Source organism: uncultured Sphingomonas sp., from assembly GCF_937871615.1.
Classification (GTDB): domain Bacteria; phylum Pseudomonadota; class Alphaproteobacteria; order Sphingomonadales; family Sphingomonadaceae; genus Sphingomonas.
The window spans coordinates 17,947-34,600 of sequence record NZ_CALMPA010000041.1; the positions used below are offsets into that span (position 1 = coordinate 17,947).

Annotated in this window: 15 protein-coding genes; 10 read left to right on the forward strand and 5 right to left on the reverse strand. The window is 62.7% G+C overall.

Translation table 11 applies throughout. The annotated features are described in order from the left end of the window. Nucleotides 1-2: 2 nt before the first annotated feature. The 5 genes from mobF (at nucleotide 3) to Q0316_RS11165 (ending at nucleotide 7,465) form a co-directional block, all read left to right on the forward strand. Nucleotides 3-3,062 (forward strand): MobF family relaxase, encoded by a 3,060-nt coding sequence (gene mobF, locus Q0316_RS11145; RefSeq protein WP_298672319.1) that lies wholly within the window; start codon nucleotides 3-5, stop codon nucleotides 3,060-3,062. A 46-nt stretch (nucleotides 3,063-3,108) separates the two neighbouring features. Beyond that, on the forward strand, nucleotides 3,109-3,309 hold the full coding sequence (locus Q0316_RS11150; RefSeq protein ID WP_298672322.1) for a hypothetical protein: 201 nt from the start codon (nucleotides 3,109-3,111) through the stop codon (nucleotides 3,307-3,309). 45 nt (nucleotides 3,310-3,354) lie between these two features. Beyond that, nucleotides 3,355-3,993, forward strand: a complete 639-nt coding sequence (locus tag Q0316_RS11155; RefSeq protein WP_298672324.1) for a hypothetical protein — start codon at nucleotides 3,355-3,357, stop codon at nucleotides 3,991-3,993. Nucleotides 3,994-4,170: 177 nt separating this feature from the next. Further along, a complete protein-coding gene (locus Q0316_RS11160) occupies nucleotides 4,171-5,829 on the forward strand; it encodes a hypothetical protein (RefSeq protein WP_298672325.1) in 1,659 nt (552 codons plus the stop codon). A gap of 13 nt (nucleotides 5,830-5,842) precedes the next feature. Beyond that, nucleotides 5,843-7,465, forward strand: a complete 1,623-nt coding sequence (locus Q0316_RS11165; protein WP_298672327.1) for a hypothetical protein — start codon at nucleotides 5,843-5,845, stop codon at nucleotides 7,463-7,465. Here Q0316_RS11165 and Q0316_RS11170 read toward each other — a convergent pair. Then, on the reverse strand, nucleotides 7,462-7,896 hold the full coding sequence (locus Q0316_RS11170) for an SOS response-associated peptidase family protein (protein ID WP_298672329.1): 435 nt from the start codon (nucleotides 7,894-7,896) through the stop codon (nucleotides 7,462-7,464). The two genes, Q0316_RS11165 and Q0316_RS11170, sit on opposite strands and share 4 nt — an antisense overlap. A 144-nt stretch (nucleotides 7,897-8,040) precedes the next feature. Here Q0316_RS11170 and Q0316_RS11175 point away from each other — a divergent pair, with 144 nt between their 5' ends. Then, nucleotides 8,041-8,658, forward strand: a complete 618-nt coding sequence (locus Q0316_RS11175; RefSeq protein WP_298672332.1) for an SOS response-associated peptidase — start codon at nucleotides 8,041-8,043, stop codon at nucleotides 8,656-8,658. A gap of 4 nt (nucleotides 8,659-8,662) precedes the next feature. Here the strand turns inward: Q0316_RS11175 and Q0316_RS11180 are convergent, their stop codons facing one another. Together Q0316_RS11180 and Q0316_RS11185 are read right to left on the reverse strand one after the other, a co-directional pair. Next, nucleotides 8,663-9,439: a hypothetical protein gene (locus tag Q0316_RS11180; RefSeq protein WP_298672335.1), complete on the reverse strand. Its 777-nt coding sequence runs from the start codon at nucleotides 9,437-9,439 to the stop codon at nucleotides 8,663-8,665. A gap of 52 nt (nucleotides 9,440-9,491) precedes the next feature. Continuing rightward, entirely contained in the window at nucleotides 9,492-10,406 is a 915-nt protein-coding gene (locus tag Q0316_RS11185) for a hypothetical protein (RefSeq protein WP_298672337.1), read from the reverse strand. Between the two features lie 128 nt (nucleotides 10,407-10,534). Here Q0316_RS11185 and Q0316_RS11190 point away from each other — a divergent pair, with 128 nt between their 5' ends. The 4 genes from Q0316_RS11190 (at nucleotide 10,535) to Q0316_RS11205 (ending at nucleotide 13,048) form a co-directional block, all read left to right on the forward strand. Continuing rightward, nucleotides 10,535-11,071 (forward strand): hypothetical protein, encoded by a 537-nt coding sequence (locus Q0316_RS11190; RefSeq protein WP_298672340.1) that lies wholly within the window; start codon nucleotides 10,535-10,537, stop codon nucleotides 11,069-11,071. Further along, the gene (locus Q0316_RS11195) at nucleotides 11,068-12,471 is read left to right on the forward strand and encodes a HEPN domain-containing protein (RefSeq protein ID WP_298672343.1); all 1,404 of its coding nucleotides are present in this window, start codon (nucleotides 11,068-11,070) and stop codon (nucleotides 12,469-12,471) included. Before Q0316_RS11190 ends, Q0316_RS11195 begins: the two co-directional genes overlap by 4 nt. A 79-nt stretch (nucleotides 12,472-12,550) precedes the next feature. Beyond that, on the forward strand, nucleotides 12,551-12,814 hold the full coding sequence (locus Q0316_RS11200; protein WP_298672346.1) for a GNAT family N-acetyltransferase: 264 nt from the start codon (nucleotides 12,551-12,553) through the stop codon (nucleotides 12,812-12,814). A gap of 72 nt (nucleotides 12,815-12,886) precedes the next feature. Beyond that, the gene (locus tag Q0316_RS11205) at nucleotides 12,887-13,048 is read left to right on the forward strand and encodes a hypothetical protein (protein ID WP_298672349.1); all 162 of its coding nucleotides are present in this window, start codon (nucleotides 12,887-12,889) and stop codon (nucleotides 13,046-13,048) included. A 78-nt stretch (nucleotides 13,049-13,126) separates the two neighbouring features. Here Q0316_RS11205 and Q0316_RS11210 read toward each other — a convergent pair whose 3' ends face one another. Together Q0316_RS11210 and Q0316_RS11215 are read right to left on the reverse strand one after the other, a co-directional pair. Continuing rightward, entirely contained in the window at nucleotides 13,127-14,224 is a 1,098-nt protein-coding gene (locus tag Q0316_RS11210; protein ID WP_298672351.1) for a DUF4238 domain-containing protein, read from the reverse strand. Between the two features lie 17 nt (nucleotides 14,225-14,241). Continuing rightward, nucleotides 14,242-16,287 carry a hypothetical protein gene (locus Q0316_RS11215; RefSeq protein ID WP_298672354.1) on the reverse strand — a complete coding sequence of 682 codons (2,046 nt, stop codon included), beginning with the start codon at nucleotides 16,285-16,287 and terminating at the stop codon, nucleotides 14,242-14,244. Between the last annotated feature and the right edge of the window lie 367 nt (nucleotides 16,288-16,654).

A 16,654-nucleotide genomic window follows, 5' to 3' on the forward strand; every position in this document is an offset into this window, starting at 1 on the left:
CCATGCTCTCGGTCGCCGCCGTCCGCTCCGCATCAGGCGCCGCGAACTATTTCGCGAAGGACGATTTCAAGGACAATTACTACACGGCGGATGGCTCGTCCGAGGTCAGCGCCTGGGGCGGGGCAGGGGCCGACGCCCTCGCACTCGATGGCGAAGTCAGTCGCGAAAGTTTCGAGCAGATTCTGGGCGGCGTCCTGCCGAGCGGGGAGGGCGTCGCCCAGGTCGAAAACCGGCGCAACGGTGTCGATCTCACCTTCTCGGCGCCGAAGTCCGTATCGGTCATGGCTTATGTCGCCGGCGACAAGCGGGTGCTCGCCGCCAACATGGCCGCGGTCCAGAAAACCATGGCGTGGGTCGAGAAGAATCTCGCCGAAGGGCGCAAGGACGTTGAGGGCCGCAAGGTGCCGGTGCCGACCGGCAAGCTCGTCTATGCGCTGTTCCAGCACGACACCAGCCGGGCGCTCGATCCGCAGGCCCATGTCCACTCTGTCATCGGCAATCTGACCCAGATGCCCGACGGCAAATGGCAGGCCCTCCACGCCGACAAGATCTGGTCGAACAACGCGGTCATCGGGGCAATTTACCACGCCTACCTGCGCGCCGGATTGGAGAAGCTCGGCTACCAGGTCGAGCTCAAGGGCAAGCACGGCACATTCGAGATCATGGGTGTGCCCAAGGCGATCATCGATGCCTTCAGCCAGCGGCGCGAGGCGATCCTCGAGAAGGCGGCCGAACTCGGCATCGTCTCGGCCAAGGGGCGCGACGGCGTGACCACCACCACCCGCGATCCCAAGCTCAATGTCGAGGACCGCGACGGGCTCCAGAAAGGCTGGATCGACAAGGCGGCGGAGCTCGGGTTCGACGGCAAGGGACTGCTCGCCTCGGCGCTGGCCCGGGCAGGGCAGGGCGCAGCCGACAACAAGCTGGAGCGGGGCTTCCGGGCGGTCACCGACGCGATCGCTGGTGCGCGGGATCTCATCGGCGGCTTTCTGCGCTCGCCCGATCCGCTGATCGACAGCGGCCTTGCCCGTGCCACCAAATCGCCGGCCGTCGCCCGGACGCAATTGGCGGTGGCCTCGGCCGTCCGCATCCTCGCCGAGCGCGAGGCGGCATTCGACGTCAACAAGCTCTCCAAGACCGCGCTGGATCTTGGTCTGAAGGGCGTCACCATCGAGACGGTCGAGCATCGGATCGAGCAGCTCTACGATAACCGTCAGCTGATCCCCGGCGTCGCCCGTGCCGGGGACAAGGGCGTCGAGATGGTGACCACTCAGGAGGCGCTTCGCACTGAGGAGGCGATCCTCAAGGCGGTCGATGCGGGCGTGGGCAGGGCGACGCCGATACTTCCCGCGCAGGATGCGCCCGCCCGCCTGCAGGAGGCCGCCGATCGCCCGCTCAATGCCGGCCAGCTTGCTGCCGCGACCCTGATCCTCTCCTCTGAAGATCGGACCGTGACGGTCCAGGGCGTCGCCGGCGCCGGCAAGTCGACCATGTTGCAGGCGGTCGCCCGGATCGCGGATGCCGAAGGCAAGGATGTTCTGGGGCTCGCCTTCCAGAACAAGATGGTCGCCGACCTCGCCGAAGGGGCCGGGATCAAGAGCCAGACGATCGCCTCGTTCGTGCTGGCCAATGAGCGCTACCTGACCGAGCGCGATACGCCGCGCTACGAGGAGGCGCGCGATCGGCTCGGTGGCGCGATGCTGGTGGTGGACGAGACCTCGATGGTCTCCAGCGCCGACATGCTGAAGCTCCACAGCATCGTCGAGGCGCTCGGCATCGACAAGCTCGTGCTGGTCGGCGATCGCCAGCAGCTCTCCTCGATCGACGCCGGCAAGTCCTTCGCGATGATCCAGGCCGCCGGCGGCACCATGGCCCGGATGGACGAGAATATCCGCCAGCGAACCGACACCCTGCGCACCGTCGCCGCACTCGCCAATGTCGGCAAGGCGGGCGAGGCGATGAAGGTGCTGGGCGATAACGTCCACGAAAGCGCGAACCCGCCCGAAGAGGCCGCCGACAAGTGGCTCGCGCTGGGGGCGGACGACCGCGGGGCGACCCAGGTGTTTGCCTCCGGCCGGGAGTCCCGCGCCATCATCAACCAGCGCATTCAGGACGGCCTTGCCGCCGAAGGCACTGTGCGGGGCGAGGGCATCCACCTCATCGTCTACGACCGGGTGAACCTGACCCGTGAGGAGTTGCGCTACGCGGCCAGCTATCGGCCCGGCCTCACCCTCGATGTCGGCCGCGGCGGCGCGCAGGACGTCGGGCTCGCGCAAGGACGCTATGACGTCTCCAGGGTGCTGCCCTCGGGCAAGGTCGAACTGGTCGATGGGCGCCGCAAGATCCGTTTCGATCCGCAGCGCCTCTCGCCGACGGAGAAGCGGGACCGCCTCGAACTCACGGAGAAGAAGGATCTGCATATCCGCGAGGGCGACCGCATCCGCTGGACCGCGAACGACAAGCCCCGCGACCTGCACAATGCCGCGCTTGCCCGCATTATCTCGGCCGACGCCTCGGGCATCACCGTCGAAACGGCGGGTAATCAGACCCTGACATTGGCGCCCGGTGATCCGATGCTCTCACGCCTGGACCTCGCCTACGCGCTCAACATGCACATGGCGCAGGGCATCACCACCGACAAGGCGATCACGGTCATGGACAGCCATGAGCGCAATCTGTCGAACCAGCGCCTGTTCAATGTCGGCGTGACGCGCGTGCGCGACGAACTCACCATGATCGTCGACGATAAGGAAAAGCTCGAACGCCAGCTCGACCACAATGCCGGCAACAAGACCTCGGCCCTGGAGACGGTCGGCCGTCTCGATATCGACGGCAGGAAGGGCGGCGCCAAGCCGGTGAAATTCGATCCCGGTCCGATCGACGGGATCAACCTCGCGGATCAGCCGGACATCCTCGCCGATCTTCCCCCCATTCCGGATGGGCCGCTCGAGCCCGCAGCTCCGATCAAGGGCGACGGCCTCAAGGCACCCCCGGACCTCAAGCCCGAAAAGGCCGACCTGCTGCCGCCGCTTCCCGAGCGCAGCCTGGGCCTTGACCTTTGATGACGAACGGCCGGCGCGGTGCCGGCTGAATGCAAGGAGACTGACGATGGCATGGGATTTTGATGAAGGCGGCAAGTTCGGCAGCGAGAAGGCCGCCGAGGACTATGCCCGGCGCAACGGCCTCAGCAACGCGGACTTCCGCACCCGGCGCAAGGGTGATGAGGTTGAGCTGGAGATCCGTCGTTCCGCCGTCGACGGCCGAAACCTTCGCGACACGGGCGAAGGCCGCAAGGACGGTTGGTTTTGATCGGGGCGTCTTTGACCCGGACATTCGGCAGTAGGCGGTTGTCCAATGGGCATCGATGATCGCGACTATATGCGAGCGCGCTACAGGCAGCGCGCCAACCGCACGAGATGGAACGAGGGTCGGGGGCGGATCGAGGCGGCCTGGCTTGATCCGCACCACCAGCGATATCGCCGACAACCGTTTGCAGCGGCGCTCGCTTTCCGTTTCGCCCTGCCGGTGCTCGGCCTGCTGCTGATCCTGATCCCATTCTATGGGGATGCGCAGCGTCATGGCTGGATTCCCGATCTTGAGCCGGCGCAGCCGTTTCCGGAGAGCGGGTCGGTAACCGTCGCTGGCAATGTGGTAGGTTTGGCTTCGCGCAGCTATCTAACGATCGCGGCCGCCGATTCCAATGCAGTGGTGCAATTGATGGACCCGGATACGAACGCCCATGCGCTGTCGATCTACGTTGCCGCCAATGAACGGGTGACCGTGCCGGTGGCCGCTACGACATACCGGGTCCGACTGATCGAAGGTCGGAAGTGGCACGGCGCGAAGCGCTATTTCGGGCCAAACACATCCTATGAGACGGTCGCCAAGCTGATAGAATTCACACCGACGATGGGCCACATCATCGACCTGCATCGTCGGCCGGGGGGCAATCTGGAGACGCGGATGATGGGCTCGCGACCCGCGCCGCTTTGATCGGGGCAGCCCGGCCTACCTGCTCCTAAGATGCCATCAATGACACTTTACCTAGAAGCGCCCGGTAGAGTGTCATTGATGACAATCATTGGGCGCGGGACTGTGCGTCGTTGATGCCTGAGTCAGGCAGGCATGTTAGCGAGGGCGTCCGTCATAACGACGAGAATCGCCACCTGAATGCCGCACCATATCTTCTATTCCTGGCAAAGCGACACTGAGAACCGGATCGGTCGCGGCTTGGTCCAGTGGGCGCTGGATCGCGCCATACGCACCGTCAATGCGGACGCCGACGTCGATCCTGCCGATCGTGAGCTTCGCGCCGATCGCGACACAGTGGATGTGCCGGGAATGCCGCCGCTAGCGGACACCATCTTCGGAAAGATCGACCGGGCGGTCGCCTTCCTGTCCGACCTCACGCATGTTGCCACGCGCGCCAAGGGCCAGCTCTCGCCCAACCCCAATGTCCTGCTAGAGCATGGCTGGGCGCTGAAATCGCGCGGGTGGGGCAGGATGATCGGCGTCATGAACACGGCGATGGGCCATCCCGACGAGCATCCCCTTCCGTTCGACCTCACTCATTTCAAACGCCCGATCCTCTTCCACTGCCCGGCCGATGCGACCGACGAGGAGCGTCAGGCGGCACGGGCGGGGCTTCAGAAGGATCTGGAGAGTGCCCTCCGCCTGATCCTCGACGATGAGGTTCTTATGGCGGCTGCGCCGCCGGCCGAGCCTCATCCCCACGACGTCGAGCTGTTGCAGCGCTATCGCCAGCAAATCCCGGAGCTGCTGCGCCAGTTCCTGCGAGACCATAATTTCGGAACGCCCTACCCGTGCAAGGCGCTCGATCCGCTCGATGACATGGCTGCGACCTGGGCGGGCGCTGCCTTCGATTTCGAGGACCCCGCGCTACAGGAGGCCGCCATGGCGGTCCGCGCGGCGAACACCTCTCTCATGGAGCTGGTCTATGAACGCATCCATGTGATGGACCGGAACCGCAACATGGCCTGGCCGAAGACCGACTATGACGTGCGGCACGGCATGCAGCAGAGCACTCTGGACGCGATCAGGGAGCTCAATGCGCGCGCCGGAACGCTGATCGGCGCGATCGACGCATTCGAGAAGGTTGGGCGTTCCCGAATCCGTGTCGCGCCGCCGGCGCCAGCGGCGGCGCCGGTGGATCCCCGCTGGGAGGCCGCGCGGACCGCGATTTCGGAGCTGGCGGCGGACCGGATGCGAGGAGGGCTTCCCGAGATCGTCGCCATGCCCAGCATGACGCTGCGCATTGTGCCGCTGGCTGCGATGGATCGGCCGGCTCTCGATCCAAAGACCGTCCTTGCAGCGGCGCTCCGCTTTCCGCCTGACAGCCAGGTCCGGGTTCAGTCGGATTCGGATGAGCGCCAGTGGTGGAGCTATGGCCTGCCGCTCATCCAGACCGAAAACAACCCGGAGACCCGGTGGCGCACGCGCCTGGTTCGCCCCGGTCTGATCGAATTCGAGGCAATGATCGGCGCCCGGATCGACGACGATCCCGAAATCCTGGTGGATGGCCGCGCGCTGGAGGCATCGATCGCAGCCCACCTCGAGCGCCTTGCCGCCGTGCTCGCCGACGTAGGACTTGCCGGTTCCGGCCTCGTTTCCATCGCATTTCGAGGGATGGAGGACGTCGAGCTAACGCGCGCCCGCGGTGGCGGCCGCAAGATCCGCAAGCCCGAGCTGTTCCTGCCTGAGCGTCAGGTGACCGATCTTGCCGTGCCGATGCAGCCGCTGCTGCAGGAGCAGTTCAATATCCTCTGGCAGGCGTCGGGCTGGGCCGATGGCTCGCCCTCGTTCGGCTGACCGGGCCCGCGCGGTGGAGCTCAAGCCCCCGTCACCGGAAGAGGGAGATGCCGGTCTTCAGGCGTTCCGTGAGGCAGCAAAGCTCCACGAGGATACGTTGCGCAGCCGGATGTCCCGCGAATTCTATCGAAAGGATCTGGCAAAATGGCAGAAGCTCTATGCGACGCTCGCCGGCAAACGCGCGGCAGGCACGGCAGCGGCCGTTCATTTCACTCGGCTATCGGTGCTCTGCGGTGAGCTGCTGACAGAATATGGTCCGGAGGGGCCGCCCAAGAAGCGGTCGCCCAAGGCGATGACGCCAGTGCCGTTGACCTATCCTGACTTCCCCGACGACATCACCCACCGCATTCACTTCCTCGAAGGGCCGGGGATCCGACGGCAGCGCGCCGTTGAGCTTTCGGCCCATGCCCCCGGCATTTCGAGGCAGACCTCGGCGCGCGGCCGCGTCCTTCTTTCGGTCGGGGTTCGTCAAGATCAGGTCCGCCTGTTCGAGCGCATCGTCGAAGCCATCGGCGATCTCGCCATCGCTGATTACGCCGCCGCAGGTTTCGACATCGGCTATGTGATGCGACCCGAAGGGATCGCCCAAGGTCAATCCTGGACGGCCAATCCCCTCGATCCAGCGCTGCCGATTGCCCGTGTGTGGGAGGATAATCAGCGGGCCCGGGGTTACGGGTTGCAGGCGCGCCTGCTTGGCGATCAATGGCGCGGTGCTGACGGGACCGGCCTCCCAGCCGACCTACCCGATTTAGATGGCGGACCTTGGGACCCTGATCCGCATTGGCAGCGCGTTCTTGAATTCACGGAAGCTGACCGCCTCGATGAGGCGCTCGCGCTGGTCGATGCGGTGCCCGGTCGCGATCGTGAGCCCCTGTTCGACGAAGTTATCTATCTCAGGTTCCTGACAGGATCGCGGCTGCGCGCGCAGGATGTCCGCGTGCTGGCGCGCAAACATGCGGAATCGTCGCTCATTGCGGGGCGACTGCTTGAGGAATTCGAGGCCTTTCTAGGCGATCTTGATGCGCAATTTGCGCTGGAGCCGCCTGTCCTGGAGGAACTGATCAGGCTTCGGCCGGATTTCGGGTCGACCATGATACCGCCCATGCCGCCCGCTTCGGATTGGGCTGCCTATCGGCGCCATATGGCGCAGTTCACGAACCATGGTGCGCGGCGCGGCCGGATCTTCTCCATCAACATCGGCGCCGCCGATACCGGGGCATCGGCGTTCTTTGCGACCGCCATGGTCGCTGCCGAAGAGGCATTCCGCCGCGCGCGGTCGATTCCCGAGATCGGACGGGGCTGGGTGTCCGAGGTGGCGCTTCTCGATCTGGTTCGCACCCTATGGCCCTCCGCGGTCCATCAATGGCGCCCGGCGTTCCTCGGCATGCAATCGGTCGATATCCATGTGCCGGAACTGGGCCTCGCCATCGAGTATCAAGGGCAGCAGCACTACGCGCCCGTGACGCTCTTCGGCGGCGAAGAGGGGCTCAAGCTCACCCAATTGCGTGACGAGAAAAAGCGCACGCTGCTGGCTCGCCACGGTGTGCGGCTCCTTGAATGGCGCTTCGATGTTCCGATCACCAGGGCAGAGCTGATCGCTCAGATGGCCGCCATGGACATCCCGATCCCGGACTAGACGGCAAGCCTCTTCTGCCTCGGGCCGCCGTTTATTTCCTCGACGATGAACGTGCGGGCCGGCGGTGTTTCGAGAAGGTCGATCTTTGGGAGCAGGTGGTCGAGCCATTGCATGCGTTGCCGGCGCAGGATGATCGCACCGTGTCGATCCTGGTAGTGGCTGACTTCGGGGTTGGCTGCGACGGTGATGAAGCGGAAGGACAGGGGCCACTCGGCCATCGCTGGCTCCCAGATCGCCGCGAGATAGAAGAAATTGCCGTCCTCGAGCCGCACTCGATACTGCTTGCCGCCGCTTACGGTCATATGGAATTCCGACGCGGGCACCAGACAGCGCTGGCTGGGGAAGGTCTGGCCCTCCGCGCGCACGAAGCGGAAGGAGGCGCCGCCGCTGAAGCGTGGATTGGAGCCCCACCGGGCCTCGACCATTTCCATTTCTTACATATCGTCCGGATTTCGCCGGATGATGGGCAAGAGCTTCTCGAGGGGGGCCTCGGAGTCGAACGGTGTTGGCGTCGCCATGGCAAGAACATATATAGAACGATGATGAATCGCAAGGACCAGTGGAACGGATGACCGATGTGCAATGATTATCGCCTGGAGGTCGATATCGCCTCGATCGTTGAGGATTTCGACGACCTCAAGATCAAGATCAAAATGCCCGAAGGGACGCCCAATGTCGCGGCCCGCGCGGACATCAACATCAGCGACATCGCGCCGATCGTGCGCAGTGGCGAGGGCAGGGGATCGGGCGAGCTCGTCAATCGGCGATGGAGCTGGCCCGGCCAGAATGGGCGGCCGGTCTATAATTTCCGCTCCGAGGGCCGCGAGTTCACTTCGCACCGCTGCCTCATTCCGGCCGACGGTTTCTACGAATTCACGGCGCCGCTCGAGCCGGGCCAGAAGCGCAAGACAAAATGGCTGTTCACGATGAAGGACCATCCCTGGTTCTGCATCGCCGGCATCTGGCGATCGCATCCGGAGATCGGCGAAGCATTCACCATGCTGACGATGGAACCCGGCGAGGATGTCGCGCCCTATCATTCCCGTCAGATCATCCCGCTACCGCGCGACCGGTGGGCCGACTGGCTTGATCCCTCAGTGCCAGCAGAGGAGGTGCTTGGCCTCCTGCCGAAGGGCAGCCTCCTGCCGCTGCAGGTCTATCCACCGGCCGCGGCGCAAGCGTCGCTGCTTTGAGGTCTCAGGCCGCCGGCGGCTCAACATCCGGCGGGTTCATATAGACCCTGAAGCCAGCAAGATCCTCGTCGCTCGGATTCTCCATCTCGGGGATATAGCGGATCGTCTCAGCCATATCGCGGCGCGTAACATAGTCGATGATCGAGCCACCGTTGCTCAGCTCGTACTGCATCGATCCACAATGGCGATCGACGGTGGCGAGCCCGGGCGCGAAGGCGATGGGCTTCTTGTTCCCCTTCTTGCTTACCTCATGCTTGGCGAGCGCGACGCGCAGGAATTCCAGCCTGGTGAAGCCCATTTCCGTCCGGCGCAAATCGATCCGCATCTGATCGACGAGTTCGGGTCGCTCCTGGGCATCGCGAAGCTGTTGGGCCCGCAGCTCCCTATCGTAATGCCGGTAGCCGAGATCGCGTTCGAGGTTGGTGGCCTTGAGATTGATCCCGCCATTCTCCGCGAGCTTGATGACCTCCTCGCACCGTTGGCGCCAGGTGCGGAGCAGTTCGTAGGCCGCATAGATCCACATGGGTGTCAGTGCCGACAGCTGCGCCATCCGGCCGCGCGGCGGTTCGTCGTCGAGCTGATGCTCAAGGATCTCCTGCTCGATGTGATTGAGCATGTTGTCGACCAGGCACAGCTGGCTCGCCTGCATCCTCAAAAATGGATTCTCGCCGAACCCCGCCAGGGTCATCAGCGCTTCGTAGAGTTCGGCCTGTCCGATTTCCGCCAGCGGACGATACCGGGGCTCATCATCCACCTCGTCGGGATAGGGTTCGTAGTCCACGGTCAGTCCTTTCGCGCCGGCCGCGATCGCGCCGGTCCGGGGATAATAGTGCTCACGAGACCTTCTCCCGGAGCCAGGACGACAGCCCTGCGTCGAGGACCATCCGCGCGAGGCGCTGAGGCCCGAGCAGAATCACTCCTTCAGGGCCTTCATTCTCGGGAATGTTGCCGGTGTGCCATACGAAGAACATGCGATCATAGGCCTCCGCCTCGGCCAGCCGGCCGACATAGTCGTCGAGGGATGCCCGCGTGGCCTGAGATTTCACCTGCACGAAGGCGCGTTCGGCGGTGCTTGGAAGCATGAGTTCGAGGTCGATCGTCTTCTGGGTCCGACCGACCTGACTGAGCCGGCGCCATCCGCTGCTCGAGAAGACCAGATCCACCAGCAGTTCGAAATCCTGCCAGGTCAGCAGCCGCATCAAGGGGATGATCGCCGCGGTGAGGGCGCGTTCTGCCTCTTCCGCGGCTGCAACTTCCAGGGATAGTTCATCGCCCAGTCGGCGCAGCAGATAGTCTGCCGCGCGAACGTCGCAGATCGTCCCGCGAAACATCTGGACCTTGAGCAATCGTCCGGACAGCCGGTCGGCCGTCAGCAAGCTGCCGCCGATCGACGTGCTGTGCCAGCCATCTAAGGTCGCGCGGCGGTGGCTGTTGTCCGACAGGATCTCGATCTCGCCTACCGGCCGACACCAATAGAGCAGGCCGCCGACGAAGGTGATGAAAATGGTATCCTCGTCGCTCTCGTAGAATGCCCGGATTTGCTTCACATCGCGGGTGGCAGCGCCGGCGTCCCCGCGACGCTCCTTCATCGCTTCCCAGACGCCCGACCAGTCGCCCGCCACGCAAAGGTCGTGCGGCACTTCGCGATAGCCGAAGCGCAGAACGCCATCGCGGATGCTCTCGGCCTCCCAATCGCCGCCCCGGCCCAGCTTGATGTAAAAGACATTCGCCGCCGTAACTGCGGTCATGGAATCCCCCGTTGCCTGCAGGGCAATTCCGATCAGCCCGCCCCGCATCGCAAGCTATACCTTCATCGTAGAAAAGATATTGAAGAGCTTGCCCCGATCAGACGGAGGGCAGCAAATCAGGGGGGCAAATGACTAAGGCAGACAGCAACGCGCATCGCAAGAAATCGTCAAAGCCCTACAACGAGCGCACAGATCTCGAAAAATTGCAGTCACAATGGACCAAATTATCCGGCCTACACCTTCGAGAAGAGCCATCTGCGGCGATCGTCCGTTGCGCGACGGCAGCGGAGATCGCGGCCAACTATGCCATTCGGACGGAATGGGCCCGCAAGACCGAATTCGATGACACCATCATCGACATGTTCTTGCGCTGGGCGAACGGCCTACCGCTCAAGGTAACCCGTCTGTTCGTGCCGGTCTATTTTGCGACCCCGGACGAGAGCCAGATCGGCAAGGCGCTCAAGGCATCGGCTGAGAAGATCAACACAGTGCGCAACGCGGTGGTACACCAAGGAGCCTTCAGCAATCCCGAAGAGGCGGAAGCCGTGATCGCCGAGGCGAAGAGCTTCATCAACACAATCGTCGGCCTGTCGATCGAGAATTTCGATATCGAGGCTGCGGCGCAGGAATGGCAGGCGTCCCGCAAGAGCGAGGAGGCCGAATGACCTCGACGCTCGGCGGTCTGACCGTCACGCTCGGCAAGAAGCTCAAACAGTCCGACGATTTCCTGAAGGCCAAGCACAATCTGCTGACCCAGTTCGACAGCATCGATGATCTCGTCACGGACGAGACCAAGCTGTCTGCCAAGGACCGCCAGGCGATCGAGCATCATATCCTGCAGCTTCGGGCGGCGATCGCGCGAACGCTCTGGTCGAACGAGTTCTACGTCGGACGCTCGCTGCTCGACGACTATATCCTGCACACCGCCAAGGATGGGGGCGGGGATGTGCCCGCGCGGGTCATCGCCGGGCTCGCGACCGCCGGCGCCGACAGGCCGGGCTTCGTCCTCTATCCGCTGACAGGTTTCGGGATGGAGATGCCGCGGATCTTCGCGAAGGACAGCAAGCTCCGCTCCGAGGCGATTTTCAGGAACGCGGGCTTCGCCGTGAGCACCCAAAGCAATTCGTTCGATGCGGCCGTCGCCAGCATTGAGCGGATGGCAAGGGGTCTCGGCGTGAAGCAGCGCATCGACAAGTCGGATTTCCGGCACTTCGCCTACTCGGCAAAGTGGTTCGGAAAGAACCCGCTCATGCTGGTCCGCCTCACGTCGTTCACTGGCGATATGTACGAGAACCAGTTCGTTTATTCACTCAAGATCAGGGTGGCAGCGGCGAACGTGCTGATGCTGCATTGCCTGTCGCAGGAGGCGGTCGGGCCGCTCGACCGGCACCGCAACTCGTCTTTCGTCAACAATTTCGAGACGCTCGACATCGCCCATTATATGATCGGTGAGGCAATCCCTGGCCGCCCGATGTCCACGCGCCGCGTACCCATGAACGTCTCCCAGCTCGAGCTGGCCAAGCTCTCCGACGTCGCCGCGACGCTCTCGACCAGCGCATTGGCGACGTCCCGCATGCGGCGGCTCGCGACGAAGGTGACGCAGGCGTTGAACACGGTGGAGCGAGGCTACTTCCGTCACGTCAGTATCGCGACCCATTCGAAACCGGAGAACCGCCTGTACCGCCGTCTGCTCACCGCCCTGGACTGGTTCCGGCAATCGTTCAGTGCCCGCGCGAACGAGGCGGAGGCGATCGTCGCGTTGGCGGTGGCGTTCGAGACGCTGCTCACGGACCAATATGCTCCCGCGATTGCAGAGCGCCTGCGGCGTCGGATTGGGATTTGCATGAAAGGGGTGCCAGGCGTGGCGAGCTACCAGGCCAGCGTTCTGGCGATCTATTATGCCCGCAGCGCAATCGTTCATACGGGTGAGCCCGACCACGCGATTGACATTCATCGTGGCCAGGTCGCCTTCGCGCGCTGCTTCTGTGCGATCGCCGAACGGCTTACGGCTTGGACACCGACCTCGAACAACGCCATGGGCGACTTGTTGGGCGACGTTGCCTGACATCTCCGTCAGGCTGAACCTATCGACAGGCCGTCGCCCTACGATTGAGGGCCTTCGACGCTTTGCTATGATGAGACCGATGCAGATACGACCCGAGAAACTTGAGGACGAGGAATTTATCCGCGCCGTAACCACTTCCGCTTTCCTCGAGGCGGAGCACAGTGACGGCAACGAAGCGGCAATCGTTGATGGGCTGCGAAAAGCAGGTGCGCTGACGATCTCGCTTGTCGCGGCCGACGGTGGGAATATCGTAGGCCATGTCGCTTTCTCCCCAGTCATGATCGACGGCGTTCTCGACGGGTGGTTTGGGCTTGGCCCCGTGTCGGTTGACCCGAAATGCTAACGAGAGGGCGTCGGGAGTGCGCTGATCGAGGCGGGACTCGCCAAACTGAAGCGGCAAGGCTCGAAAGGATGCGTGGTTCTCGGCGATCCCGCTTACTACCGCCGCTTCGGCTTTGCCGTCGATCCTGACCTGCGTTTGGCAGGTGTCCCGCCAGAGTATTTTCAGCGGCTTTCGTTCGATGAGCAACGCCGCAGCGGTATCGTCACATATCATCCCGCATTTGGCGGCGAATAGAGAACCCTACGCGCTGTCGCTTGCATCGCGTTGAGAGGCTTGGTGCTTCAGCAAAAATCGCGCGTCGGCGCCCTCACGCTAGACCGAGATCTTTCGATAGCCGCTTCCCTGCACGAAGCCCTGTTCAAGGCACCAGCGGCGGGTCAAGCCAGCGCCGGTGTTATTCGAGTAGGCGTGCGCGTTCGATCGGAAGCGCAGAAATGAGGGCCAGGTCGGAGGGGCTGGGTGGTTCGTCGCTACATGGACAAGCACCTTCTCCCCGCTTCCGATATCGGTGGGCTTCCTGACGGCGTAATGTTCACCCCGATCGTCGCTCTTTTCGAGGACGGCCTGAGTCACCGTTTGCCGGGTGGCAGGCCGTCCGGGTTTTGCGGCCTCTACTTGCGACGCGATTGTATCGCGGTCATCCCATTCCCGGAAATACACGTTGGCCCAGCAGCCAAGAACCTGATGGGCGTTGAGCGCCTCGATATCCTGATGCCGATCGATGTCGATCCAATGCGCCCGGTGGCCAGAGGTATAGACAGCCCCGTCGTACAGGATTGCAAAGAGAGATGGTGAGAGCGGCAGGAAAAAGATGGCCCCCGCCGTTTTCACCCCAAAACTCGGTCGGCCCTTGCGTGGCCGCTGGATATGCAGGCGGTTGGTCAGGATGGCCGGATCGTCGGAGGTGATAAAGGGGAGGCCTGTCCGGTTTCGCGCGATGCAAAGCGTGAGATCGTCGATGATCCGCATCGTGTCCTTGTAGTTCAGCATCGCGGCCTGGACGGCCTCCTTCGATGCCTCCTTCACCGTTGGCACGGGAAGGTCGGATCCAGGAACATCTTGCAGCGCCAGCGCCATTTCACTGGCTTTCAGCGAGGCGGCTTCCGTCCGGAGGTATTGGAGATAGATGAACCGCTTGAGGACGACCTTGACCGCTGAACCGACCGCGCCGCCATCGGACAGGTGGCGGACGATCGGCCCATATGGGTCCTCGATGAAATTGATCGCGTTCTCGAGAAGATTGTTTTGCCCATAGAAATAGTCGCCTGAGCATTGATTCCTGACGGGCGCGTTGGGAATGGCCTTCATGCGATCAAGATTGAACAGGTTGATCGCCAAGCCCTCTCCGTTGACCGTGAACGGCCGAAGGTGGACCCGAGGGACGAAGTGCTGATTCTTGTTGTCGGCCATCTATCGGCTTGTCCGCGTCATGCGTGTTCATCGGCCGGGTAGCTTGCTTCCATGATCTCCTGAAGTTTCAGAGGATCAAGGACATAGGTTGCGAGCGTAAGTCGCCTGTATCCCATCGCGACTTGCCAGTCTGTGGGGTCGAGCGCCGCGAGTTGCTTGGCGGCGATGGAATCGCCCTCGAGATAGGTCACAAGATCGAGCGCATGGAATTCGCTTCCGGCCCAGATCGACAGACTGCGCTCCTCACCGCTCAGCTTGCCCATGGTCAGGACATTGATGAGTTCATGCGCCTGGCGAACCGGATGGCCGTTCAGGGCCGCACCATGAAAGATACGATTTGCGGTGACGATTCCGGTGTGGACTTCGGCAGACGGATCGACCGCCCAGCCAAGCTTCTTCAACAATTGGCTCTTGTGGGTCGTCTCCGAAAAGACCCGCCGCCGCTTGTCCAGCTGGTCGCGCCCGACCTTAATGTGATCATAGCTGTTGCGCATCTCGTGGGGTGAGCACGGGTGGTAGGCGTTCTTGCATTCGAAGAAAAACAGATGGCCATCGCGCCAGGCGACGATGTCGAGTTCAAAATCGAGCCCGCCAGCACGCAGTTCCACGCCAGCTTCAACCTTGAACCCCGCGGATTTGAGCGCGTCGATCACTGCGTTCACCATCTGGTCTTCGGGGCCGAGTGCGATCGGTCGCAGGCCGTTGGCCACGATGGTGTTGCGGACGAGATTCGAGGCGGCCAGCACCTGAGGGGCAATGACGTAATATCCGCCGAGGTCGATCAACGGTCGATATTGCAGATCGATGTGACCGGTGCTGATGGTCATTTTCATCAGATCGATCAGGGAGCGCACCTTTGTTTCGCTCCTAAAAATCAACATCATCTGCATGAAGAGATTGTCGTGAGACATCACAAAGACGGTCGACGTGAAGGTGAGGAATGTGCGCTCGGCCTCGTCCTCAATCCGCGCCAGGGCCCTTTGGTACACACCGCTCAGGAAGGTGAAGTACCTCTGAAATTTGAAGATGTCGGTGGTGGTGACATGCTCATTCACATCGGCGATCAGATCGCTGACGTTCCCAAAGTTGTTGACATCGAGGAGGAGGAGGCTCTCCACCTCCTCGCGAAACATCTGGTCCCCAGCGAAGATCGAGAAGATTTCCGGCGCCGTCGGCAGCATCATTCGATAGCGTCTGACCGGCTTTTCCGCGAGTTCGAGCAAGCCGGGAAAAGCGTCACGTTCAAAGCCCATGTCGAGAAAGTCACTCATGGACATCGGCGGGTTTGAGTTCCGGAAACGGTGGATCCGGATGATCGCTTGATTGTCGCTCTGAATGTAACCCAAGCGGACGGAGCGCTCTATGTCCGGGTCGATCGATGAGATTGCGACGGTCTCGCCTTCGATGGTCGCCTGGTAGGGCAACCCATCAATCTGGATTTCCGCGTCCTTGAATTTTGTGAGGCGCACGGCCGCGAGGAGCAGTCGTTCATAGACCACCGCGTCCGTCGTGATGGCAGCGATATCGACGTGATTGCAGCATTCGTCGGTGACCGGGAACAGCGAGGCGTAGATCGAGAAGATCAGCGAGACGCCATCCACATATTCTTCCGTGGTGTAGCGGCGAGGCGACCAGGACGGCTGCGAAGGGTCGGCGACCCAGCCCTGGTAGAACTGGTTATTGAGAATCACGAGCAGGGTCTTGAGAACGCAATCGCGCCGGCTCCCGAGGATCTTGACGATTTCGTCGTAAAGCGTGCGCGCGTTGGAGGCCAATTTGCTGAGCGCAATCACGGACTCGAAATAGCGTGCGCGTTCTGGAGCGTTCAACAACGGTCGTATCTGGAGTGCGGTCTTGGCGAGGGTGCCGATCAGATTGCCGGCGTAGCCGTAACGGGAGGCACGCAGCACACCTGCCCGGCGCAGGCGGGGCACCACATATGCGGCATCGATGTACAACAGCGCGAGGAGCGTCGCGGCCGCCTCGCGGCGGCGTTTTGCTTCGATATGATCGCCGAGCGTCTCGATTGCGGACCGGATCTCGGCGCCGATCGCCTTGGACATCGCAGGCCGCGGCGTTTGGCCCAGTTTGGCAATCATGTCGGCCTGATTCCGCGTCGCAAGCAATGTCGCGATGAGGGCTTCAACTGTCGCGGCGGACGAAGATACCATGAGACGCTACTTTCCTGCTCCGGCTGTTGCTGGCGCGCCTCGTTCACCCGCTCGCACGTCATTGCGTGGGCAGAAGCACTGTGACGCGTTGGCCGTAAGCTGGCCCCCGGTGGCGATATAGGGATGGTCCAGGCTCCCTGCCATGAGCCGGAATGATGTCTCTCGCCCGAATACCTATGCGCCGACCGGCTAGCCGAAGGACACGCTCCCACCGCGCCGAACTTCTCTCGTTTTCCCTGGAGTTGCGATCCGGTGAGGT

Coding starts and splice junctions, on each gene's coding strand:
- mobF (WP_298672319.1), top strand. CDS start 3: ATGCTCTCGGTCGCCGCCGTCCGCTCCGCATCAGGCGCCGCGAACTAT.
- Q0316_RS11150 (WP_298672322.1), top strand. CDS start 3,109: ATGGCATGGGATTTTGATGAAGGCGGCAAGTTCGGCAGCGAGAAGGCC.
- Q0316_RS11155 (WP_298672324.1), top strand. CDS start 3,355: ATGGGCATCGATGATCGCGACTATATGCGAGCGCGCTACAGGCAGCGC.
- Q0316_RS11160 (WP_298672325.1), top strand. CDS start 4,171: ATGCCGCACCATATCTTCTATTCCTGGCAAAGCGACACTGAGAACCGG.
- Q0316_RS11170 (WP_298672329.1), bottom strand. CDS start 7,896: ATGGAAATGGTCGAGGCCCGGTGGGGCTCCAATCCACGCTTCAGCGGC.
- Q0316_RS11175 (WP_298672332.1), top strand. CDS start 8,041: ATGTGCAATGATTATCGCCTGGAGGTCGATATCGCCTCGATCGTTGAG.
- Q0316_RS11185 (WP_298672337.1), bottom strand. CDS start 10,406: ATGACCGCAGTTACGGCGGCGAATGTCTTTTACATCAAGCTGGGCCGG.
- Q0316_RS11190 (WP_298672340.1), top strand. CDS start 10,535: ATGACTAAGGCAGACAGCAACGCGCATCGCAAGAAATCGTCAAAGCCC.
- Q0316_RS11195 (WP_298672343.1), top strand. CDS start 11,068: ATGACCTCGACGCTCGGCGGTCTGACCGTCACGCTCGGCAAGAAGCTC.
- Q0316_RS11200 (WP_298672346.1), top strand. CDS start 12,551: ATGCAGATACGACCCGAGAAACTTGAGGACGAGGAATTTATCCGCGCC.
- Q0316_RS11210 (WP_298672351.1), bottom strand. CDS start 14,224: ATGGCCGACAACAAGAATCAGCACTTCGTCCCTCGGGTCCACCTTCGG.
- Q0316_RS11215 (WP_298672354.1), bottom strand. CDS start 16,287: ATGTCCAAGGCGATCGGCGCCGAGATCCGGTCCGCAATCGAGACGCTC.